The following is a 20,879-nucleotide window of genomic DNA, read 5'->3' on the forward strand; positions in this document are numbered from 1 at the left end:
TGAAATTTGATTTGAAAAGGCCGGTTTATCCGGCCTTTTTTATTTTTTGCCCGTAAGATTCCAGTTAATAAATGTCTTTTTAAATCCATGAAGTTTAAACATTTCGGATGGTTGATTGCTTTTTGCTTGACTTTGACGAATGCTTCTGCTCAAAGAAAGTATGAGCATTTTTTATCACTTCTTTATGAAAGTGGTCCTATGCTCAGCAATGGAACAGATTGGGGAGATGAGGTTAAAAATGCTGTCGAGTACAAAGCCCTAGACTTTAGATTAGGCTGGAAAAAGATAAATACTGATACCTATTCATACCTCTATCGAAATCCGAGGTTTGGACTTGGTCTCAATTTTACGATCCCATATTTTGAGGAAATTGGCCAGCCCTATGCTATTTATGGCTTTATGGATGTGCCATTTTCAAGGGTAAATTTGCCCAAACGATTTCAAACAGGATATTTTTCTCAATTTGGGGTTGGATTTAATGTAAACCCCTATAATCCTAATAAAAATCCTGTCAATCAATATTTAGGTTCTAAGATCAATGCTTTTGTCCATTTGGGTTTTTGGGCAAAATATCCAATAAGTCCATCTGTTGATTTCCAAGCTTCTTTGGGATTAAAACACCTTTCCAATGGTGCCTCTAAAAAACCAAATGCAGGAATAAATCTTGTCCCTTTTTCTGTTGGAGTAAAGTATCGGCTTGGAAGTCAAAGTGAAATACAGTCAGACAAGTTTGAAATACCTGAATTTAAGCCATCGAGCCATTGGAATTTTGCATTGTACTCAGGGATGAAAAATTACGAGCTAGGTGCACCAGTTTACTTTAGAGGAGGGCTAGGAGTAAATTATTTAATCCAGCCTAGCTATAAATATCGGGTGGGGTTAGGAATGGATTTGTTTTATGCTCAAGGACTTTATAGCCGATTTCCTGATTTAAAATCCACTTTTAAAAATCAAACCTCACTTGGTTTGGTCGCTTCCTGGGAATGGCAATTGACAGAAAACCTTTATGTTCCAATTGGATTTGGCGCCTATTTATATAGGCAAGAACATAATCAAGAGGTCACTTGGTATTATGAGCGAATTGGTTTGCGTTATCGCTTTTCTAACCAACTATTTTTAGGCTTACAAATTAAGGCACATCGAGCCAGTGCTGATTTTTTTGAGTTTACACTGGGGTATACTATTTCCAAGTGACGAACTTAAGGTTTATTTGGAATATGGTTCAAGTTGTGATTTTGTGAAATTCCATAGTTTCAATTCCTTCCCTCCGCTAGTCAAAAAATAGTTTATTTTGGCTCGTCATAAGTGTAGCTTTCCTTGTCTATTTGAACCCAATATGAAACCAACTAAACTGAATTATTTATTACTTCTAGTTTTTTGTTTTTTTAAATTCGGATTTGGATTAACTCAATCCATTCCTTCTTCAGAGATTTATCATGAGCTCCTAAGATTAAAGGAAACCAAGCGTGTTTTATATGTTGCAGCCCACCCCGATGATGAAAATACAAGGCTGATCGCCTATTTATCTCATGGGGAGCATGCTCAAGTTGCTTATTTGAGTCTGACTCGGGGAGATGGGGGACAAAATCTGATAGGAAAAGAATTAGGAATTGAGCTTGGTCAGATTCGAACTCAAGAATTACTCAAGGCAAGGGAAACCGATGGTGGTAGACAATATTTTACCCGTGCATTGGATTTTGGCTACAGTAAAAATCCAGATGAAACGCTTCAAAACTGGGAAAAGCAAAAAGTACTCGCTGATGTAGTTTGGACTATTCGAAAATTTCAGCCAGACATCATCATTACTAGGTTTAATACTATTCCTGGAATCACACATGGACACCATACGACCTCCGCGATTTTAGCTGGAGAAGCATTTGAATTAGCGGGTAATCCTAATGCATTTCCAGAACAGTTGGCTTTTGTGAAACCATGGCAGCCAAAGCGAATTTTCTTTAATGCATATAATTTCAGAGGTGAATTTCAGCCTGAAGAAGGGAAGAAATATCATGCCTTTGAAGTAGGAGGCTATGATCCTTTGCTTGGAAAAACATTTCATCAAATAGCAGCAGATAGCCGAACCATGCATAAATCCCAAGGATTTGGGTCTACCGCAGGGACTGGATTAGCAAAGGATTATTTGGAGCAAGTGGGAGGTGAGGAATATTCGAATACTCCATTTGACGGAATTCAGGATCGCTGGGAACAAATAACCGGTGGAAAAGAAGTGGTTGCGCAGCTGAATCAGCTTTTGAAGGGCTTCAATTTTGTTCAGCCTGACCAAAATATCCCTGCTTTACTTTCTCTTAGGAAAACGATTTTGAATTTAAATTCGCAAGAGCTTTGGGTGAAGGAAAAACTTGGAACCTTGGATCAGATCATAGTTAATGCCTTGGGATTAAAGTATGAATACATCGCTCGAAAAGAAACGGGGTTTCCTGGTGAAAAGATCAAAACCGAGCTTATCCTTACCAATCCATCTAAGGTTGAAATTCAAGGAGTTTCATTTCAGGTAAAAGACACGTATTATGATGTGAAATCTACCAAAGAAAATTCTACTGTTACAATTCCAGTCGATCTTGAAATACCAGAACAAATTCCGTTTTCGCAGCCTTATTGGTTGGAGAATCCGTTGGACGGGGCTCTTTTCTCAGTTCCTGATCAACATGAAATAGGGGTTCCTTTTTCTACAGAAATCTTAGGAGGTGATCTTTCTTTTTCAATTGGAGATCAACAGTTTAAAGTGCCAACTCAGCTATTTTACAAATACAATGATCAAGTAGCTGGAGAAATAAAACAGCCATTTGTCATTGTACCTGAAGTAGACTTGACACTTTCATCAGACTTGGTTTTCCTAGTTTCAGGAGCAGACCCAACTTTGACCGTTACAGTAAATTTCCGGGGATCTTATTTTGAGGGAGAATTAAATTTTGAAGGACTCTCCACAAATGAATTTAGAGTGCTGAGTGTTGAGGATATTCCAACTGAAAAAAAGCGAATCTTTAAAATTGCTTTTCTTCCAAATCAAGCAGGGACAAAAAGAATCAAGGCATCATTTGACACACCATCTGGTAAGCAGTTTTCTTTAATCACCAAGCGAATTTCGTATAGCCATATTCCTAATCTCACCTATTTTTCCCCAGCTGAATTCGAATTAATTCAAGCGGATTGGAAGCTCTCGGGTGGTAAAATAGGATACATTCCGGGGGCTGGAGATGACGTTCCTGGAGTTCTTTCTTCGCTTGGCTATAAGGTTACTATGATAGGTGAGGAAGACTTTACGGTAGATTACCTCAGTCAATTTCAAGCGATTGTAGTTGGGATTAGAGCTTACAACACCAATCAAGCTTTGGCTAATAATCAACAGGCTATCATGGGATACATTAGGTCGGGTGGTAATGTAATAGTTCAATACAATACCAGTTCTCCATTGTTAACAAGTCAAATCGGTCCTTATCCCTTTACAATTGGTCGTGATCGAGTTACGGTGCAAGGTTCTCCTGTTCAAGTAGATTGGTCTAATCCAATCCTCTCTTCACCAAATCAGATCGTGGATTCGGATTTCGAGGGTTGGGTTCAGGAGCGTGGGTTGTATTTTGCAGAAAAACCAGATGAACAATTTCAAACTCCTTTGGTGATGCAGGACCCGGGAGAAAATCCATCATCAGGATCATTAATTACTGCCAAGTATGGAGAAGGACGTTTTACCTATACTGGAATTTCCTTTTTCCGTCAATTGCCAGCAGGTGTTCCGGGGGCTATTAAATTATTCATCAACTTGATTGAGCAATAAAATGGAAGACAAGCCTATTCGCTGGAAATGGATTTATCTTGGTTTGATGCTTAGTCTAATCGTAATGATAATGGTGTTTAATTGGTTAACTCACGCGTATTCATGAGTACACTGGATTGGGTTGTATTATTCGGAACGTTATTGACAATTGCTGTCTATGGCATTTATAAAACGCGTGGGCAAACTAATTTAGATTCCTATCTGCGTGGGAAGCATTCTATGAATTGGTGGACCATTGGTCTTTCAATCATGGCTACACAAGCATCAGCGATCACTTTTTTAAGTACTCCGGGGCAAGCCTACGAAGATGGGATGCGCTTTATTCAGTTTTATTTTGGCTTACCATTGGCAATGATCATTATTTCGGTGAGTTTCATTCCGATCTATTATAAGCTGAAAGTATACACCGCTTATGAGTATCTCGAAAATCGATTTGATCTAAAAACGCGTACGCTGACCGCTTTGCTTTTTATTGTCCAGCGTGGATTGGCTGCCGGAATTACCATTTATGCACCAGCCATAATTTTATCTACTTTATTAGGTTGGAATCTAACTTGGACTGTCATTTTCATTGGTTCTGTTGTGATTATTTATACAGTTTCTGGAGGAACAGAAGCGGTGTCAATTACTCAAAAACAGCAAATGGCGGTCATGATGGGAGGGATGATCTTAGCCGGAATTATTGTGATCAAAATGCTTCCGATTTCCTTTCAGGAGGCAATGCATGTAGCCGGCAAAATGGACAAACTGAATGTAGTGAGCTTCGAATTTGACCTCGCTGACCGATACAATGTGTGGTCGGGTATGACTGCAGCGGTGTTTTTATTCCTGTCTTATTTTGGATCAGACCAAAGTCAGGTGCAGCGTTATCTTTCAGGTCAAACATTAACCCAAAGTAGAATGGGCTTGATCATGAATGGATTTTTGAAAATTCCCATGCAGTTTATCATCCTCTTTATTGGGGTAATGGTGTTTGTATTTTACCAGTTCATTCAGCCGCCAGTAGTTTTTAATCAAGTTCAAACAGAGAAATTAAAGGCTAGTGAGTACGCTGAAGATTTTTCAGAATTAGAACGGAAGTATCAGGAAAGCTTTGAAGCGGGTAAGTCCTCGTATGAAGAACTATTATTGGCCATCAATGCAGGAAATGAAAATGAGGCTGCTGAGATTCAATCCAAAATAAAACTTATAAAATCCGAACAAGAGGAGATCAGGGAGTCGGTGAAAAGTCTTATTCTTAAAAACGATCCAGTTGCTGAAACTCGGGATACCGACTATGTTTTCATGCGGTTCGTTATGGATTATTTACCGAAAGGGATTGTAGGGCTTTTATTTGCAGTAATCTTTTCTGCAGCTATGTCTTCTTCCTCGTCTGAGCTTAATGCTTTGGGTTCTACGACTACCATTGATTTGTATAAACGTTCTTTGAGAAAGACTGAAAGTGATCGACATTATTTGAATTCTTCAAAAGCATTTACTGCCTTTTGGGGATTTGGAGCCATTCTTTTTGCGATTTATGCCTCTCTATTTGAAAACCTAATTCAAGCAGTGAATTTGTTGGGTTCGTTGTTTTACGGGTCAATTTTGGGAATTTTCATGGTGGGATTTTTTATGAAGTGGGTGAAAGGTCAGGCAGTTTTCATTGGAGCATTATTATCTCAGGCTTTAATCTTAATTATTCATTTTAAGAATGGAGTAGGGCTATTTGGATTTCATTGGGACATTGGCTTTTTGTGGTACAATGCCATCGGATGTATTTCTGTGATGTTGTTTTCAGGATTTATTCAATTAGCTAAAAGATGAGGCTAATTCTTTCTTCAAAATAGGTATAAAGAAAAAAGCCAGATTGTTGAAATCTGGCTTTTGCTTTTCCTGTTAAAAGAAATCTTACTTGATTCCTTTCATCAAACGATCGTTAAGATTCACGTAATCAGGATTCTTGTTTTCAATAGCCATCGCTTTGGATTTGCTTGCTGATTCCAAGGCATCTGTTTTCTTTCCAAGCGCTAATTCAATTTTCGCCCGTAAATGCATCGTCCAATATTTAGGGTCATTATCGGTAGATTGCTTGATCCATTCGTAGGCGAGGTTTAAGTCCTTATTGGTAGTGAAGTAGTAATTAGCAGCTTGATAAAGTAAAGCTGGGTTGGTTGACTTCGCATCGATTACTTGTTTTTGGATGTCTGCCATTACAATGGAATCGACCTCTGTGCTAATTGTAAAATCTACTCGAGTTTGTTCCCATTTCAAGGAAACGTCTGCACTGTTATCTTGGAGATTATTAAAGCTTATTTCAAAGCTTTCGTACTTTTTACTGGTCTTGCTGGCCGGCACAGTCCAACGAACCAAGTCGTCGGAAGCATTATAGCCAATAGCTCCCCAAAGTTGGGTGTTTTTGCTTAATACCATTGTCCATTCAGATTTTCCTGGGATGGAATACAAGGCATATTTGCCAGCAGGTACAGTTTTTCCTCCAATGATCACGTCTGTGGAGAAAGTGAAAATAGTTGCTCCGTTGGCACCTGTTCTCCACACCTCACCATAAGGGACTAATTCGCCGAAAATTTTTCTTCCTTTTGTGCTGGGTCTGCTGTACTCCACATTTACTTGAGTCAAGCCAACTTGCTGAGAAATCTTAGCACTTGGACTAGCTTGTGGCATTTGGATTTGCTGAGCCAAAGTCGAAAAACTCATGGCTGTAATGAGCAATAAGATCAATGAAAAGTTCTTGACATGTTTCATAACAATGAATAGAAAGGGTTTCAGTTTAATTTGCTGCGCAATTTCAACTTTTTTGGACGTATTGTCCAAGTTTTTGATCGGCGGATTTTTTAGTCTGTCTACAGTCTCTATTTTTGATTAAGCCTACCACTACTAGAAAATGAGTTTAGCAATAATAAGCCCTGGAAGAAATCCCAAGGTTTGGATTGATGCACTTGCTGCTATTGATCCTAATTTGGAGATTCAGGTCTATCCTGATATTTCTTCGCCTGAAAAGGTTGAAATGGCCTTGCTTTGGCAACATCCTCCGGGATATTTATCCACTTTTCCTAATCTTAAATTGATTAGTTCCCTGGGTGCTGGTGTTGATCATATTTTATCCGATCCAGCTGTACCTGAAAGTTTGCCAATTGTCAGAATTGTAGATGAAAAACTGACTTGGTCGATGACCAATTATGTGGTTATGGGAGTTTTGAATTTTCATCGACAAATCACTCGTTATCAAGCTGATCAAAAACGCAAAGTCTGGGATATGTCCAATCCTGAAATTCCTGTAAAAGTTGGAGTAATGGGAGTGGGAGCATTAGGAGGAGATGTGTTGGACAAGTTAAATTACATGGGATTTGAAGTTTGTGGTTTCGGTTTTTCAGAAAAAAAATCCTTTTCATATTCTTATTTCTCAAAAGATCAATTGGCTGAATTTTTAAAAAATATCAATGTTTTGGTTTGCCTTTTGCCTCTAACTCCTGAAACAGAAGGAATACTTAATAAGGATCTTTTTGCGTTGTGTAATCCAGGAACTTATCTCATCAACGTGGCTCGGGGAAAGCATCTAATTGAAGAAGATTTGATTCCCGCCTTGGAAAGTGGCCAATTGGCAGGAGCGATGCTAGATGTTTACCGTACAGAACCTTTACCGGAAAACCATCCTTTTTGGGAAGAATCTCGAATTTGCCTTACTCCACACATTGCAAGTGTGACCAATCCCAAAGCTGCTGCACCTCAAATAGTGGAAAATTTTAAAAGACTTAAAAATAACTCGACTTTACTAAACCTCGTTAACCGACAAAAAGGGTATTAATTTTTTATGATGAATCACGTTTTTACTATTCTATGTCCGACTGATTTTTCGGAATGTTCGCTCAATGCCATAGAATATGCTTCTCGACTTGGCGAAAAATATCAGGCAAGACTTGTGCTGTTTCATGTGCTAAATAGAGAAGATTATTTAAAGATTTCTCCTTTGGATTCTGAGGGAACTTATCAGAAACAGTTTGTTGAAGAGAAATTGAAAAGTCTTCAAAATACTGTGCATGAAGAATGTCTGTTGAATGGTTTGCAGCAATGTAGCTTTGAAATCAGGGAAGGAAAGATTGTCAAAGAAACGCTTGAGTATGCAAAGGAAATTCAAGCTGATTTGATCGTTATGGGAACCGAAGGGATGAATGACCTGCGAATAAATTATGTAGGAAGTAGGACTAGTAGCTTGGTGGAGCGATCAGATATTGACGTTTTGATCATTCCAAGAAAGGTCTATTTCAAAGCTCCCAGAAAATTGGTCTACGCAACAGACTACCTTGAAGAAGATAAATTAGCTATTCAAAAGGTGATTGAATTTGCAGAAAAGTTTGATTCAGAGGTTGACATGATTCATATTTCACAAACCCATAAAGCATTGGACAAGTCGCTTCACATGACGGTAGTCGAGGAAATGAAGCCATTTATTCGATATGATAAAGTCAATTTCGTATTGAAATCCTATCGCGATGAACTTGCCCTTGGGTTGGAAAATTATCTTCTGTTATCCAAAGGGGATATTCTAGTTACGCTCAGTCGGAAAAAGGACTACTTTGACCAAATCTTTTCAAAAAATCTGTCAAAGAAAATGTCCTATTTCCTTTCCAAACCTCTGTGGGTAATTAAGACTTTGTAGATTTCCCTTTGAATAAACCTTTTATAAAGTCTAAAAACGCCTTCCTTTCTGAAGAATTTGAAATCAATGAGCTTAGGGTACTGAAAAAGTGCCCTGAAGTCATTTTTTTTTGATTGGATGAAGGGATAGGCTGAATTGGACTCGGTTTATCTTTCTGACTTCCAATGGGAGGTAGGCCTGTTGAACTTTCCGTTGGTTTATATCCAACCAAATCATCGGCCTTTTCGAAGCTTTTTTTCGCTCGGTCTTTATAGCCCAACTTTTCTTCGACAAGCCCCTTATTATTGAAGGCGACTGCATCTTCAGGATCCAATTCTATCGCCTTTTCGTAATCTTCTATTGCTCCTTGAAAATCTCCTATTCGATCTTTTAAAAATGCGCGACTTGAAAATCGATAGGGATTTCTAGGGTCAAGATTTGCGGCACGGTCTAATTCAGAAAGTGCTTCCTCATTTCGACCCAATAAATGGAGGACCACCCCTCGATCACTGATGTAATCCGTATTGTAAGGCTCCAAAGCAATGATGGTATCGAAATCCTCAAGGGCCAATTCTCCCTTTCCAAGGCGTGTAAGAATTCGCCCTCTGTAGAGATGAAGTTGAGCTTGACCCTTATTTTGTGCGATTAGTTGGTCAAAACATGCCAAAGCTTCTTCAAATTTCCCGTCCTGATAGAGCTGAAATCCGGTATTAAAATTCATAGTTTAAGCGTAATAATCTTTCGTACATGAGTCATTCCCTAATATTCCAGGTTTGCGATTCATTTGATTTTTCATCAGAACAACTCGTCACAAAGGTAAACCCGGATTCGTAAACCAAAGTTTATTTGTCCTCTTTTTGCTCCAAAATCGTCCATTCTGTTATCTTTGAAGACCTCGGATTAGTAAACATTTATGCCTCAATCACCGGAAGCTGTACTCAAGGACCTGAAAGCCAAAAAGTTTGCACCTATTTATTTTTTGCAGGGAGATGAACCCTATTTCATTGATTTGATTACGGATTTTATTGAGAAAAATGCTATCCCAGAGCACGAGCGGGGATTTAATCAATTGGTGATCTATGGGAAAGATTCTCCCATGAGTTTAATTCTTGGGAATGCTCGCAAGTTTCCCATGATGGCTGAACGGCAGCTTGTCATCGTAAAAGAAGCCCAAAGTATTCCTGACCTCGGAAAAGAGGATGCACAAAAAATGTTGACTACCTATTTAGCGAATCCTTTACCTAGTACAATTCTGGTTTTTGCGCATAAGCACAAAAAATTGGATGGGAGAAGTGCCTTAAAAAAGGAGTTGGATAAACGCGCCATTTTTGTGGAGTCCGAGAAGGTTAAGGATTGGAAACTTGTGGATTGGATTAATGACTACTTTAAAGAATTGGGTCATCAAATCGAACCTAAAGCATCTCAGCTTCTCGCCGATTCGATTGGAAATAATCTGGAAGTCATTTCCAATGAGGTAGGGAAGATGTTGATTAATTTTCCAGAACCTACCAAGTTTTCTGCCGATCATATCTCCAAATACATTGGCATCAATAAGGAGTACAACAATTTTGAATTATCTAAGGCAATTGGATTTAAGGATGTAATCAAGGCCAATCAAATCATTCATTATTTCATCCAAAACCCTAAAAATCATCCTGTTATTCCGATTTTTTCACTGCTATACAATTACTTTTCTAAAGTGGCATTGATTCACCGCTTAGGACCAATGCCGGATAATCAGTTGGCATCGATGATTGGGATCAATCCGTATGGTCTTAAAGAATATCAAGCCGCGGCTCGCAACTATAAATTGGGCAAGGTAATTGAGGTATTCACATACATCAAGGAGGCAGATCTTCGTTTCAAAGGAGTGGATTCCGGAAGCATGGACGAAGGTGAAATCCTCCGAGAGCTTGTGTACAAGATTCTACACTGAAAACTCAAAAAACCAATTATTTATGCGATACTACCTGGTGCTGCTTGCAGGCCTGGGCTGGAGCGTAGATGCTTTTTCTCAATCTACGCTTTACCAAACCAGTAGCCAACAGGCATTGGATGCAAATTTGGAGTTATTCGATAAGCAGCTGTATTCAGCAGCAATTTTTGATAATACCAAATCCCTTTCCCAATCACTTCACGCAGAACAATCAAAAAGTGCCGAGCTTACTCGTGCAATGGCTGCGTTAGAATTAGAAAGTCCAGATGGACCGGGATTGATGAAGGCCTATATTTTGGATAATGGAAATCATCCTACAGTAACCTCAGCAGGGTTGTATTTAGGTGATTATTTTTTTTATAAGCGAAATTACAAGGAAGCCATCGACGCCTTTGCGTTGATCAATTCCAAATCCTTATCGGATGCAAACCGTGCAGATGTTTTTTTTAAGCAAGGGTATTCCCATTTTCAATTAAAAAATTACCGGGCAGCTGCAACTTATTTTGATCAAGCCAAAGTGCTAAATCAGACCGTAAGTCCTGATGCTTATTATTACAGTGGATTTATTGCTATGGAGCAAGGTCAAACTGACAAGGCTGTAAGTGACCTTCAGGCTGCAAGTAAATCTTCCTTTTATGCGACCAAGGTTCCATATTTACTGACAGCCTTATATTATCAGCAAGGGAATTATGATTTGGCGATCAATTATGCAGAGCCGCTTTTGGCTTCAGGTCAGAATTTAGATCGTAAGGAAAGTATTCATTTGTATTTGGCTGAATCGTATTACGCCAAAAAAGACTTTTCAAACGCATCAAAAAATTACGATGCATTTATCAACGCTCGTAAAGGCGAGCTTTCTCGAGAAGAAGTTTATAAAGCAGGGATTTCATTTTTTGAAATTGGGAATTACCTAAGGGCTACCGATTATTTGAAAGTTTCGGCATCTTCTACGGATGAAATTGGTCAGGCCTCCAGCTATTTTTTAGGACATGCTTACCTCAAATTGGAAAACTATCAATTTGCCTCAACCAGTTTTCAGGCCGCTTCCAAAACTTCCTTTAATAAAGCCATTCAGGAAGAAGCCTTATTTAACTATGCTAAGACAAACCTCCAGAAAGGAAGTTTTCAGATCGGAATTTCTGTTTTAGATGACTATTTGGAAACGTACTCATCCGGAAAATATCGCTCAGAGGCTGAAACGCTTCTTTCTGAAGCCCTGATCAATACCAGTGATTACCTTCGGGCGATTGATCAAATGGATAAAATCCGAACCAAATCTTCTCGGATTCAATCCGCCTACCAAAAGGTCGCCTACTATCAAGCCATGGTGTATTATCGTGACCAGAAGTTTAAGCCAGCTTTGGCTTATTTGGATAAATCTCAGGCATTTCCTGTTGACCGAGATTTGCTTCTTGAGACCCATTTTTGGAAAGGTGAAGTTCATGCAGCAGACGGAAATTTGCCTCTTGCCATACGATCTTATGAGGCTGTAAAAGCGATGAAACCTGCCTCAAATCATCCATTTTTGATCAAAACGCTTTATGGATTAGGCTATGCATATTTCAATTCACAGCAATACCCAAAAGCAGAGGAGAACTTTCAGTCTTATACATCCAAGCTTCGAACTCAATCTGAAAAAGAAAATTATGCAGACGCCCTTCTTCGGTTAGGGGATTGTCAATATGTCCAAAAGCGATTTGCAGATGCCGAAGGGACCTTCTCAAGAGGAATTAATGAATCCATTGAAGGAATGGACTACGCGTATTTCAGGTTGGCAGTAGTTCAAAATTTCCAATCCAAAAACAATGAAGCTTTAGGGAATTTGGATCGATTGATTGCTGGCTTTCCTTCCAGTCTTTATCGAGAAGATGCCATGTTCCAAAAGGGACAGATTTACCTCGAGGAATTACGTTATCGTGAAGCATCTCAAGCTTTTTCAGATTTGATTTCTACACGTGCCAGTTCCCCGTTTGTTCCTTTTGCCCTCGAAGGCAGAGCAGTTGCTAATTTCTCGCTTCAAAATTATGAACAGACTATTGGGGACTATAAACAGATTTTAGATCAGTTTCCAAATGCAAACAACTCGGAAACGGCTCTGAAAGGCTTGCAAGAAACTTTGGCCTTGCAGGGTAGATCCGGAGAGTTTGGAGAATATTTAGCAAAATATAAAAGCTCCAATCCTGGTTCAGGCAATGTTCAAAGTCTAGAATATGAGGCGGCGAAAAGTATGTATCTGGATAAGAACTATGCTCAAGCAGCAAGAGCCTTTGAGAATTACCTGAAAAATTATCCCCAATCAGCACAACGAATTGATGCTATTTACTTCGCAGGCGATGCCTACCTGCAAGGTGGTGATGAGGATAGGGCTGTAACTTTCTTTAAAATGCTGGAGAAAGAACCAGCATCTCCTCAGCGAGTTCGTGCCATGCAAAAATTAGGGATGGTCGAATTGGGACGTAAAAATTACACTGCTGCCATTCCATATTTAGAAATAGCTTCCCAAAATGCTCGAAATAAGGTAGAGGAGGCGGAAGCGGTTCAGGGATTGATGGAGGCAAATTTCTATTCGAAGAAATTTGCTCAGGCGATTTCTTATGCTGACCGATTAACTACTTTGGACGGAATTCTCCCAGAGACCACCCCAAAAGCACTTCTTTTCAAAGCCAAAGCACAGCGTGAACTTAATCAAAAGCCAGCTGCTGAAACAGTTTTGATGTCTTTGGTTAATGAATACAAGACCATTCAAGGAGCTGAGGGATTGTACCTGTTAGCGCTATCATTTCAGGAAAAAGGGGATTTCAATCGATCCAATGAGACTGTTTTTGAATTTTCAGGGCCTTTTGCAGACTACGATTATTGGTATGGAAAAATGTTCCTATTGATCTCGGATAACTACCTCAAACTCGGAGAGGAATTCCAAGCAAAAGCAACTTTGGAGTCAATCGTGGATCGCTCAACCAATGCGGAGATCAAAGCTGAAGCTGAAGCAAAACTTAAATCCCTCAACTAAACCATGAAAAAACTACCCGTAATTCTATTGGCCGGGACTGCGTTTATTTGGGGCGCAGGCACCTCTTTCGCACAAACTCAGAAGCAAGGTGAAGTAACTGATCAGGAGTTTGTAATTCGTAAAGACCGTGTTCTTACTGTTCCGACTCAACCTCGAGCATTTGAAAAGCTTCCGGTATTGCCTCAACCCAAAGGCATAGAGAACTTCAGTTACACTTTGACTCCATTTTTCCTAAATATTCCTGCTTTGCAATTGCATCCAACTGCCTTGGATAAGCAGTATAGAAAAGAGCGTGTGGAGTTATATCCTGGGTTCATTCGAGCTGGATATGGCAATTTTGCTTCCCCACTGTTGGAAGCTCGGTACATGTCCATTTCGCCCGAACCTTTGAATTTCGCTTTACAACTTAAGCATCAAAGTTTTGGAAAAGGACCAGTTGAAGTATTGGGAGCCCAGAGTCCAGAAGCACATACCCTCTTTGGAGGAGATGTGAGCTATTTTTTGAATAAGTCGGAAGTGTTTGGAGGATTGAGTTGGGGCCAGGATAAGTATTCATTTTATGGAATCGACCCAAATTTCACCATACCAGACAATGTTGATTTTATCGGTCCAATTATCGCAAATAATATACTTAACAATCTTCAGGTAAAAGCTGGAATAAGAGATATTGAAAAGACGGGGCCAGTTTCCTATGAAGGTCAGCTTAGTTTTCGAGCTTTTAAAGACAGCTATTTGGCCCGGGAAAATGAAGTTGGTGCTAAAGCAGATTTGAGATTTAGGACTGAATCGGATTGGTCAGGAAATTTGGGATTGGCGTTTTACCACACTAATCCAGAAGATGAAACCTACCAGAAAACCCGAAATTATTTAACTATTCGTCCACGAATCAATTATAAATACGAAGCGTTTCAGTTTTCCGCAGGACTAAATTTAGTGTCTGAAAACGACTCAATTCCTGGAAAGGAAAGTGATTTTAAAATCTTTCCAGTACTAAAGGCTAATTATCAGTTTGCAGATGAGTTTGGTTTTTTTGCTGAGTTGTCTGGAGATGTTCAGCGAAATACCTACTTCACGTTTGTAAATGAAAACCCCTTTTTAGGTCCAAGTTCGCAGCTACTTAATACTACACAGAACTTTAAACTTGCGGGAGGTATTGAAGGGCAAGTTCAGGAATCGATTCATTATCGTGCTGGAATTGATATCAGCAGATATAATAATCTTCACTTTTTCGTGAATTCTATCACAGACTCAGCTCGATTTGAAATTGTTTATGATGAGAAATCGACGGTTGTCAATCTGAATGCTGAGCTTGGTTTTAGATTTTCTGAAAAGTATTCCATGAGTTCAAGGCTGGATTTATTTCAATATGATTTGAGTACTCAGGAAGAAGCCTGGCATCGACCAGTTTGGGCACTTTCGATCAATAATCAAGTGAAACCTTTTGAAAGGCTTTTGCTCCAAGCCAACTTGAATTTCATGGGAGGATTAAAGGCTAAGGATTATCAATTTGAATCACTTTCCATTCCTCCACCTTTTGAAACTGTCAATCTGAAAGCAATTGCAGATATTCAGCTCAAAATGGATTTCAAGATCACTGATCGAATTTCAGTTTTTGCAGAAGGGAATAACTTAACCAATGGAAAGAATATGCGCTGGTTAAATTATCCAGTTCGTGGAGTTCAGTTGATAGGAGGAGCAAGCTTTAAATTCTGATAATTCCGATTTTGGCGTTGGGCTTTCCATTCATTTAGGTTAGTTTCGTAGCTTTCCCACTATGAAAATGGCATCAAAAGAAACAGAGAATCAACAATGGTCAGACCCAAAAGACTTTGGGCTTCCATTTGTAGAGGTAAAGCCTATTTCTAAAAAAACTGAACTTCCAACGGATCAACCCAAGGAAAAGCCTGTCACCAAGGAAAAATCCAAAGTAAAATCAATTGATCCTGCAAACGGAAAACAAGAAGTCAAAGAAGAAAAACAACCTGAGATTCAATCTGCTAAAGATGCTCCGGTAAATCCTGCACTTTTGGAGAATGGAAAAAAGAAACCCGTTTCTTCTCGACCTGAAATACCTGCTTCAAAAAGCTCAAATACTTGGGTTTGGATTGTTATTTTCCTAGCTCTTGCAGTTGTATCTGTGATTGTATGGCAATTGATGGGAGGTAGTACTGATGAAAGTGAAAATACTACCGAAAGTGAATCTGTGGAACTTGCGGCAAAGGAAGTGACTCCAAGCCAAGAAACTACTGCAAATCTTGTCACAGCTGATACAAGTCAAAATGCTATCAATCAAGATAGTATAACTGTAACTCAGGATTCAAATCTTAATATTTCAAAACCTGTAGAATCTGGTACAACAATTGCCAATACTGCACCAGGAAGCTTGATACGCATCGATTCCAAAGGACCAAAAACTAGATATTTTATTATCGTTTCTAGTTTGCCAAATGAAAAACTTGCGCTTGAAGTTGCTGGAGGTTTTGCCAAACGAAGTCAGGAATTATATCTGATTTCTCCTTATGAAAACAGTCCGAACTACCGGGTAGCCATAGCAAGTTTTGATAGTTGGAATTCAGCGTCCAAAGAAATGGCGCGTATCAAGTCTGAATACACCGAAGACTTGTGGATTTTGAACTATTAATATGATCCTTCTCCAAACGCTAACTACCGACAGCCTCACTACCATGGACAGCCTGAACACGGCTGCAGCAACAGAAAACATCGGTCTCCTTGATCTTTTGATCAAAGGGGGATACATGATGATTCCGCTTTATTTATTATTTATTCTCGCGATTTTCATCTTTTTTCAAAAGTTGATTACCCTGAATAAAGCCGCTAAAACCCCAAGTCACCTTATGGATCAGGTTAAGGTCTTGGTACAAAGCGGACAGATAGAGAAAGCTAAAATGCTATGTGCAGGAGAGAATACTCCTGTAGCGAATATGATAGCAAAAGGAATCGAACGAATAGGTTCGCCTTTGAAAAACATTGAAGTCTCTATCGAGAACGTAGGTAAGATTGAAATTTACAAGCTTGAGAAAAATCTGGGCTTATTAGCGACAGTTTCTGGAGCAGCACCAATGATAGGATTTTTGGGTACCGTTACCGGGATGATTCAAGCATTTATATCCATTGCACAAGAAGAAGGGAATGTGTCGCCAAAGTTACTCTCCATGGGGATTTATGAAGCGATGATCACAACCGCAGCGGGACTTGTAGTAGGGATTGTAGCCTATTTGGGATACAATTACTTGGTAACTCAAGTTTCCAAATTGGTACATAATATGGAATATACTTCCATCGAATTTATTGACCTTCTTCAAGATAAATAAGCATGGGACTTCAATCGAAAAATAAAATTGATGCAAGTTTCAGCATGTCTTCCATGACTGATATTATATTCTTGCTATTGATCTTTTTCATGCTGACTTCCTCTTTTATTACTCCATCGGGATTGCCGGTGAATTTACCATCAAGTGAAGCATCTGATATTGTGATGCAGGAAGTGACGGTTTCCGTGACGAAAGACCTTCGCTATTCTGTGAATGATAAAATTGTAAGTAGAGACGAGATCAAGGGTGAATTAGCCACTTTGCTCGAAGGAAAAAAGGGGCAAGTTGTATTGCATATTGACAAAGAAGTTCCGGTTGAATACCTCGTGGAAATTGGAGGAATTGCTGCTGGATTGGAAGCAAATGTTTCTATTGCCACAAAACCTTACTAGAAATGCAAACTTGGAAGGCTGACGAAATCGAAAAAGAAAGTAAAAAGAAGTCTGCTATCATCACGGTAGTGGTCAATTTACTTTTGTTGTTGGCTTTTTACTTTATCGTGGTTTGGAAACCTCAAATTCCACCTTTGCCCACTTATGGTTTGGAACTCAATCTGGGTTTTACGGATATGGGTTCTGGCAATCGAAATAGTCCAAATGCGCCTTCCGAAACACCCTCACAATCTGTTGAACAGGCCGCACCAGGAGAAGTAGCAGCTACCGTAACTCAACCAGCTACTCCTGCACCAGCTCCCAAAACTGAAACTGCAAAACAAAAGACAAGCTCAAAACCTGCCGCAAATCAAGCGGTAACTACGAAGCCATCTCCAATTAAAGGCGAACAAAAAGCCGCAGTAGAAACCAAAAAACCGGAGCCGACTAAAACGGAACCTGCGAAAACTGTCACCACACCTGCCAAGTCTGAAGCAGAAGCAACCACCCAAAAAGCACCTGAACAGCCCAAAATTGACCAAAGAGCCATCTTTGGAGCAGGAGGAACTTCAGGAAAAAGCTCAACCCCTGCTTCGGGTGGTGCCCAAGGATCCTCCACTTCCAAAGGTGATGAAGGACGTCCAACTGGTACCGTAGATGGCCGGGCAATCATGGGTGAGGGAAGTGGAAAAGGAACTAATTCAGGTGCTGGATATAGCCTTGACTTGGCAGGATGGGATTTTGCATCTAGGCCAACTATCAATGACCGAGTTTCGACTAGAAACGGTCGAATTGTTTTCAAGATTACGGTAGATGACTCTGGACGCGTGGTGCAAGCAGTACCCTTAGAATATAATGTTTCAAATGATGTCTTGGCCTATTATCGCCAAGTAGTAAATCAAATTAATTTTAAAAAATCAGGTGGAGCTGCTGCGGATTTTTCAACTGGGAAAATCACCTTTGTGATCAAGGTTGATTAGTATGAATTACCAAGAAACACTCGATTACCTATTTAACGCCCTCCCCATGTTTCAGCGGGTGGGCGCTTCTGCTTTTAGGAAGGACTTGAGCAATACTATTGCTCTTTGTGCACATTTGGAAAATCCGGAGCTAAAATTCAAGTCCGTTCATGTGGCTGGAACGAATGGGAAGGGAAGTACTTCCCATGCTTTAGCTGCGATTTTCCAATCTGCAGGATATAAAACCGGATTGTATACTTCTCCGCATTTAAAATCATTTACCGAGCGGATTCGAATCAATGGGCAAGAAATCACGGAACAGGCGGTAGTGGATTTTGTAGAAGTCAACAAAGCATTTTTGGATGAATTAAAGCCAAGTTTCTTTGAAATGACTGTTGGACTAGCCTTTTGGTATTTTGCCAAAGAAGAAGTAGATATTGCTATTGTAGAGGTAGGCATGGGAGGAAGGTTAGATAGTACCAATGTCATTGTACCGGAACTTTCTGTGATTACAAATATTGGTTGGGATCATATGCAGTTTTTGGGGGATTCACTTCCCCAAATCGCAGGAGAGAAGGCAGGAATTATCAAGACTGGAATACCCGTCGTAATAAGTCAGACTCAGACTGAGACTTCGCCGGTTTTTATACAAAAATCAAAAGAAATCTCGTCCTCCATTTTTTTCGCAGATCAAGAAATCAAGGTTGAGAAGCAAGCGTCTCAAGACCAGAAATCAGCTGTTTTTCAGGTTTCTGAGGAAGATAAAAACTACACCATAGAGTTTGGTTTATTGGGGGATTATCAAAGATTTAACCTTCCTGGAATCCTTGAGTCAGTAGCTCAACTTCGTAAAAAAGGCTGGATTATTTCAGAGGAGGCGGTTAAGATTGGTTTGAAAGAAGTGTCATTTTTAACAGGACTGAAAGGGAGATGGCAGGTTTTAGGCCAAAATCCTACTGTTATTGCTGACACGGGTCACAATGAACCTGGAATCCGAGAAATCTTAAGTCAACTGGAAAGACTTTCCTTTCAACAATTATGGATGGTTATTGGGATGGTTCAGGATAAGGACATTTCAAAAATTCTTGCCTTGCTTCCCAAGTCCGCCAAATATGTCTTTTGTCAGGCAGATTTACCTCGTGCTTTGTCTGCCCAACTCCTTGCAGAAAAATCAAAAGAATTTGGCCTTAAGGGTGAGGTAATTCCGAACGTAAATCAAGCACTGAAATTTGCTCGAAAAAATGCAAGCTCAAATGATTTGATTTTTGTGGGAGGGAGTACTTTTGTGGTCGCAGAAATTCAAGACCTCTAAATGAGCAGAAAAAAGCTGGTTCGCTTCGCCCAAAATGAAGCCAATCCCAATGTAATCCAAGCTGGTAAGCCTCTTTTTGAATCTATCAAAGGAAACTGGCATGAAGTGCAGTTTCAAAATTCCAATCCAATCGTGGTTGAATTGGCCTGTGGTCGAGGAGAATTTACGGTAGGACTTGGTCGAGAATATCCGCATCAAAACTTTATTGGAGTGGATATCAAGGGGAGCCGTATCTGGAAAGGGAGTTCAACTGCGACTGCCGAGGGATTGAATAATGTGTCTTTTTTAAGAACTCAAATTCAAAATCTGGATCAGTTTTTTGCTGAAGGTGAAATCGCTGAGCTTTGGATTACGTTCCCTGATCCATTTCCTAGAGACGGAGACGAAAAGAGACGATTGACCTCGCCAAAGTTTTTGGACATGTATAAGCCACTCATTCAAAAACAAGGTCTCGTCCATTTCAAGACGGATAATACAGGACTATTTGACTATACACTCGAGTTAGTTCAATCTAGAGAGGATATCCAGGTAATTGCGTTCACCCATGATTTCTATCAAAGCGAAATGAAGGATGATCACCATGGAATTAAGACCCGATATGAAAAGATTTTTTCTGAAAAAGGGGAGAAGATCAAGTATCTAAAGTTTCAATTCATCGGATAAAGTCAGGATTTCGATAAGCAGGATTTGGGTACGAATAGAATCCTTTCCCTGATTTTTCCCCCAATTTTCCCTCGTCAATGTATGTTTTTAAGAGTGCCGCAAAGGCTTGAGAAGCAGCATCTGGTAATTTATGGGTGACATGCCATGCGGTATCTAATCCAATGGAGTCTAAGATTCCAAAAGGACCCATTGCCATGTGGAAATTAACCATCCAAGATTTATCGATGTCTTCAATACTTCCCACTTCTCGAGTCAAAAGTTTCCCTGCTGCTCCAATTAATGCCATCAGCATGGTATTGAATATGTAGCCAGGATTTTCCTTTTTAACCAAAACAGGTACCTGATTCAATTTTCTTCCTAATTCTTCCAACATGGGAATCATCACAGGGTCAGTTCCTGGATGGGGCATAATATCTACTACCCTAGAATAAAACACGTCATGAAAATGGAAAGCACAAAATTTAGCTGGCCGACCGCTTTCTTCAGCAAACATGGAGGGAAGGAGATAGGAAGTATTGGTGGTAAACCAAGTTTTTTCAGGTGCGATCTCTCCAAATTGCTTCCAGACTTTTTTCTTGATTTCGATCTCCTCAGTGACACTTTCATTGATCAAATCTGCATCTGCCACAGCTTCCTTGGCATCTAGGGTAAATTTAATTCTGGAAAAAATTGCTGAAATCTCGGTTTCAGAAATTTGCCCTGATTTCGCCAATTGCTTCACTATTTTCTCCATAGTTCGTTGGCTGAAATCCAAGGATTTTTGATGGATATCATACACTGTTACTGTGAATCCTGAAATGGCTGATTGAAGAGCTATGCGAGAACCCAAGGTTCCTGCTCCGAGTATACATATTTTCTTAATGGTCATTG

General features: G+C 39.7%; 17 protein-coding genes. 14 read left to right on the forward strand and 3 right to left on the reverse strand.

Features of this window, described 5'->3' with window-relative positions; genetic code table 11:
* The first annotated feature begins 87 nt into the window (after positions 1–87).
* The 3 genes from AO498_RS10505 (at position 88) to AO498_RS10515 (ending at position 5,596) form a co-directional block, all read left to right on the forward strand.
* Positions 88–1,194 (forward strand): acyloxyacyl hydrolase, encoded by a 1,107-nt coding sequence (locus AO498_RS10505; protein WP_067547084.1) that lies wholly within the window; start codon positions 88–90, stop codon positions 1,192–1,194.
* Positions 1,195–1,336: 142 nt separating this feature from the next.
* The gene (locus AO498_RS10510; RefSeq protein WP_067547086.1) at positions 1,337–3,793 is read left to right on the forward strand and encodes a PIG-L family deacetylase; all 2,457 of its coding nucleotides are present in this window, start codon (positions 1,337–1,339) and stop codon (positions 3,791–3,793) included.
* A 102-nt stretch (positions 3,794–3,895) separates the two neighbouring features.
* Complete coding sequence (locus AO498_RS10515) at positions 3,896–5,596, forward strand: sodium:solute symporter family protein (RefSeq protein WP_067547089.1); 1,701 nt, start codon at positions 3,896–3,898, stop codon at positions 5,594–5,596.
* 84 nt (positions 5,597–5,680) lie between these two features.
* Here the strand turns inward: AO498_RS10515 and AO498_RS10520 are convergent, their stop codons facing one another.
* Positions 5,681–6,535 (reverse strand): DUF2911 domain-containing protein, encoded by an 855-nt coding sequence (locus AO498_RS10520; protein WP_067547092.1) that lies wholly within the window; start codon positions 6,533–6,535, stop codon positions 5,681–5,683.
* A 139-nt stretch (positions 6,536–6,674) separates the two neighbouring features.
* On the opposite strand from AO498_RS10520, the gene AO498_RS10525 reads away from it, so the two are divergent.
* Together AO498_RS10525 and AO498_RS10530 are read left to right on the forward strand one after the other, a co-directional pair.
* Positions 6,675–7,595: a 2-hydroxyacid dehydrogenase gene (locus AO498_RS10525; protein ID WP_067547095.1), complete on the forward strand. Its 921-nt coding sequence runs from the start codon at positions 6,675–6,677 to the stop codon at positions 7,593–7,595.
* Between the two features lie 6 nt (positions 7,596–7,601).
* A complete protein-coding gene (locus AO498_RS10530) occupies positions 7,602–8,447 on the forward strand; it encodes a universal stress protein (RefSeq protein WP_335339800.1) in 846 nt (281 codons plus the stop codon).
* On the opposite strand, the gene AO498_RS10535 is transcribed toward AO498_RS10530, so the two are convergent.
* Positions 8,434–9,147: a tetratricopeptide repeat protein gene (locus AO498_RS10535; RefSeq protein WP_067547100.1), complete on the reverse strand. Its 714-nt coding sequence runs from the start codon at positions 9,145–9,147 to the stop codon at positions 8,434–8,436. The genes AO498_RS10530 and AO498_RS10535 overlap by 14 nt on opposite strands.
* A 192-nt stretch (positions 9,148–9,339) precedes the next feature.
* Between AO498_RS10535 and holA the strand changes: the two genes are divergently transcribed.
* From holA to trmB, 9 genes are all read left to right on the forward strand, one after another.
* Positions 9,340–10,362, forward strand: coding sequence for a DNA polymerase III subunit delta (gene holA, locus AO498_RS10540; RefSeq protein ID WP_067547103.1), 1,023 nt, complete (start codon positions 9,340–9,342; stop codon positions 10,360–10,362).
* 22 nt (positions 10,363–10,384) lie between these two features.
* A complete protein-coding gene (locus AO498_RS10545; protein ID WP_067547106.1) occupies positions 10,385–13,372 on the forward strand; it encodes a tetratricopeptide repeat protein in 2,988 nt (995 codons plus the stop codon).
* Between the two features lie 3 nt (positions 13,373–13,375).
* The gene (locus AO498_RS10550; RefSeq protein WP_067547109.1) at positions 13,376–15,085 is read left to right on the forward strand and encodes a TonB-dependent receptor; all 1,710 of its coding nucleotides are present in this window, start codon (positions 13,376–13,378) and stop codon (positions 15,083–15,085) included.
* A 67-nt stretch (positions 15,086–15,152) separates the two neighbouring features.
* Positions 15,153–16,013 carry a hypothetical protein gene (locus AO498_RS10555; protein ID WP_148660223.1) on the forward strand — a complete coding sequence of 287 codons (861 nt, stop codon included), beginning with the start codon at positions 15,153–15,155 and terminating at the stop codon, positions 16,011–16,013.
* 1 nt (position 16,014) lies between these two features.
* The gene (locus AO498_RS10560; RefSeq protein WP_067547115.1) at positions 16,015–16,704 is read left to right on the forward strand and encodes a MotA/TolQ/ExbB proton channel family protein; all 690 of its coding nucleotides are present in this window, start codon (positions 16,015–16,017) and stop codon (positions 16,702–16,704) included.
* 2 nt (positions 16,705–16,706) lie between these two features.
* Positions 16,707–17,096 (forward strand): ExbD/TolR family protein, encoded by a 390-nt coding sequence (locus AO498_RS10565; RefSeq protein WP_067547118.1) that lies wholly within the window; start codon positions 16,707–16,709, stop codon positions 17,094–17,096.
* 2 nt (positions 17,097–17,098) lie between these two features.
* Positions 17,099–18,055 carry an energy transducer TonB gene (locus tag AO498_RS10570; RefSeq protein ID WP_067547121.1) on the forward strand — a complete coding sequence of 319 codons (957 nt, stop codon included), beginning with the start codon at positions 17,099–17,101 and terminating at the stop codon, positions 18,053–18,055.
* A gap of 1 nt (position 18,056) precedes the next feature.
* Positions 18,057–19,346: a bifunctional folylpolyglutamate synthase/dihydrofolate synthase gene (locus tag AO498_RS10575; protein WP_067547124.1), complete on the forward strand. Its 1,290-nt coding sequence runs from the start codon at positions 18,057–18,059 to the stop codon at positions 19,344–19,346.
* A complete protein-coding gene (gene trmB, locus AO498_RS10580; RefSeq protein WP_067547127.1) occupies positions 19,347–20,009 on the forward strand; it encodes a tRNA (guanosine(46)-N7)-methyltransferase TrmB in 663 nt (220 codons plus the stop codon).
* On the opposite strand, the gene AO498_RS10585 is transcribed toward trmB, so the two are convergent.
* The gene (locus AO498_RS10585; protein ID WP_067547128.1) at positions 19,999–20,877 is read right to left on the reverse strand and encodes a 3-hydroxyacyl-CoA dehydrogenase; all 879 of its coding nucleotides are present in this window, start codon (positions 20,875–20,877) and stop codon (positions 19,999–20,001) included. The two genes, trmB and AO498_RS10585, sit on opposite strands and share 11 nt — an antisense overlap.
* Positions 20,878–20,879 lie beyond the last annotated feature (2 nt).

Origin of the sequence: Algoriphagus sanaruensis, from assembly GCF_001593605.1 — a bacterium.
GTDB lineage: Bacteria > Bacteroidota > Bacteroidia > Cytophagales > Cyclobacteriaceae > Algoriphagus > Algoriphagus sanaruensis.

Excerpts from the sequence above, each read along its gene's own strand:
- AO498_RS10505 (WP_067547084.1), top strand. The coding sequence starts at position 88 with ATGAAGTTTAAACATTTCGGATGGTTGATTGCTTTTTGCTTGACTTTG.
- AO498_RS10510 (WP_067547086.1), top strand. The coding sequence starts at position 1,337 with ATGAAACCAACTAAACTGAATTATTTATTACTTCTAGTTTTTTGTTTT.
- AO498_RS10515 (WP_067547089.1), top strand. The coding sequence starts at position 3,896 with ATGAGTACACTGGATTGGGTTGTATTATTCGGAACGTTATTGACAATT.
- AO498_RS10520 (WP_067547092.1), bottom strand. The coding sequence starts at position 6,535 with ATGAAACATGTCAAGAACTTTTCATTGATCTTATTGCTCATTACAGCC.
- AO498_RS10525 (WP_067547095.1), top strand. The coding sequence starts at position 6,675 with ATGAGTTTAGCAATAATAAGCCCTGGAAGAAATCCCAAGGTTTGGATT.
- AO498_RS10530 (WP_335339800.1), top strand. The coding sequence starts at position 7,602 with ATGATGAATCACGTTTTTACTATTCTATGTCCGACTGATTTTTCGGAA.
- AO498_RS10535 (WP_067547100.1), bottom strand. The coding sequence starts at position 9,147 with ATGAATTTTAATACCGGATTTCAGCTCTATCAGGACGGGAAATTTGAA.
- holA (WP_067547103.1), top strand. The coding sequence starts at position 9,340 with ATGCCTCAATCACCGGAAGCTGTACTCAAGGACCTGAAAGCCAAAAAG.
- AO498_RS10545 (WP_067547106.1), top strand. The coding sequence starts at position 10,385 with ATGCGATACTACCTGGTGCTGCTTGCAGGCCTGGGCTGGAGCGTAGAT.
- AO498_RS10550 (WP_067547109.1), top strand. The coding sequence starts at position 13,376 with ATGAAAAAACTACCCGTAATTCTATTGGCCGGGACTGCGTTTATTTGG.
- AO498_RS10555 (WP_148660223.1), top strand. The coding sequence starts at position 15,153 with ATGGCATCAAAAGAAACAGAGAATCAACAATGGTCAGACCCAAAAGAC.
- AO498_RS10560 (WP_067547115.1), top strand. The coding sequence starts at position 16,015 with ATGATCCTTCTCCAAACGCTAACTACCGACAGCCTCACTACCATGGAC.
- AO498_RS10565 (WP_067547118.1), top strand. The coding sequence starts at position 16,707 with ATGGGACTTCAATCGAAAAATAAAATTGATGCAAGTTTCAGCATGTCT.
- AO498_RS10570 (WP_067547121.1), top strand. The coding sequence starts at position 17,099 with ATGCAAACTTGGAAGGCTGACGAAATCGAAAAAGAAAGTAAAAAGAAG.
- AO498_RS10575 (WP_067547124.1), top strand. The coding sequence starts at position 18,057 with ATGAATTACCAAGAAACACTCGATTACCTATTTAACGCCCTCCCCATG.
- trmB (WP_067547127.1), top strand. The coding sequence starts at position 19,347 with ATGAGCAGAAAAAAGCTGGTTCGCTTCGCCCAAAATGAAGCCAATCCC.
- AO498_RS10585 (WP_067547128.1), bottom strand. The coding sequence starts at position 20,877 with ATGACCATTAAGAAAATATGTATACTCGGAGCAGGAACCTTGGGTTCT.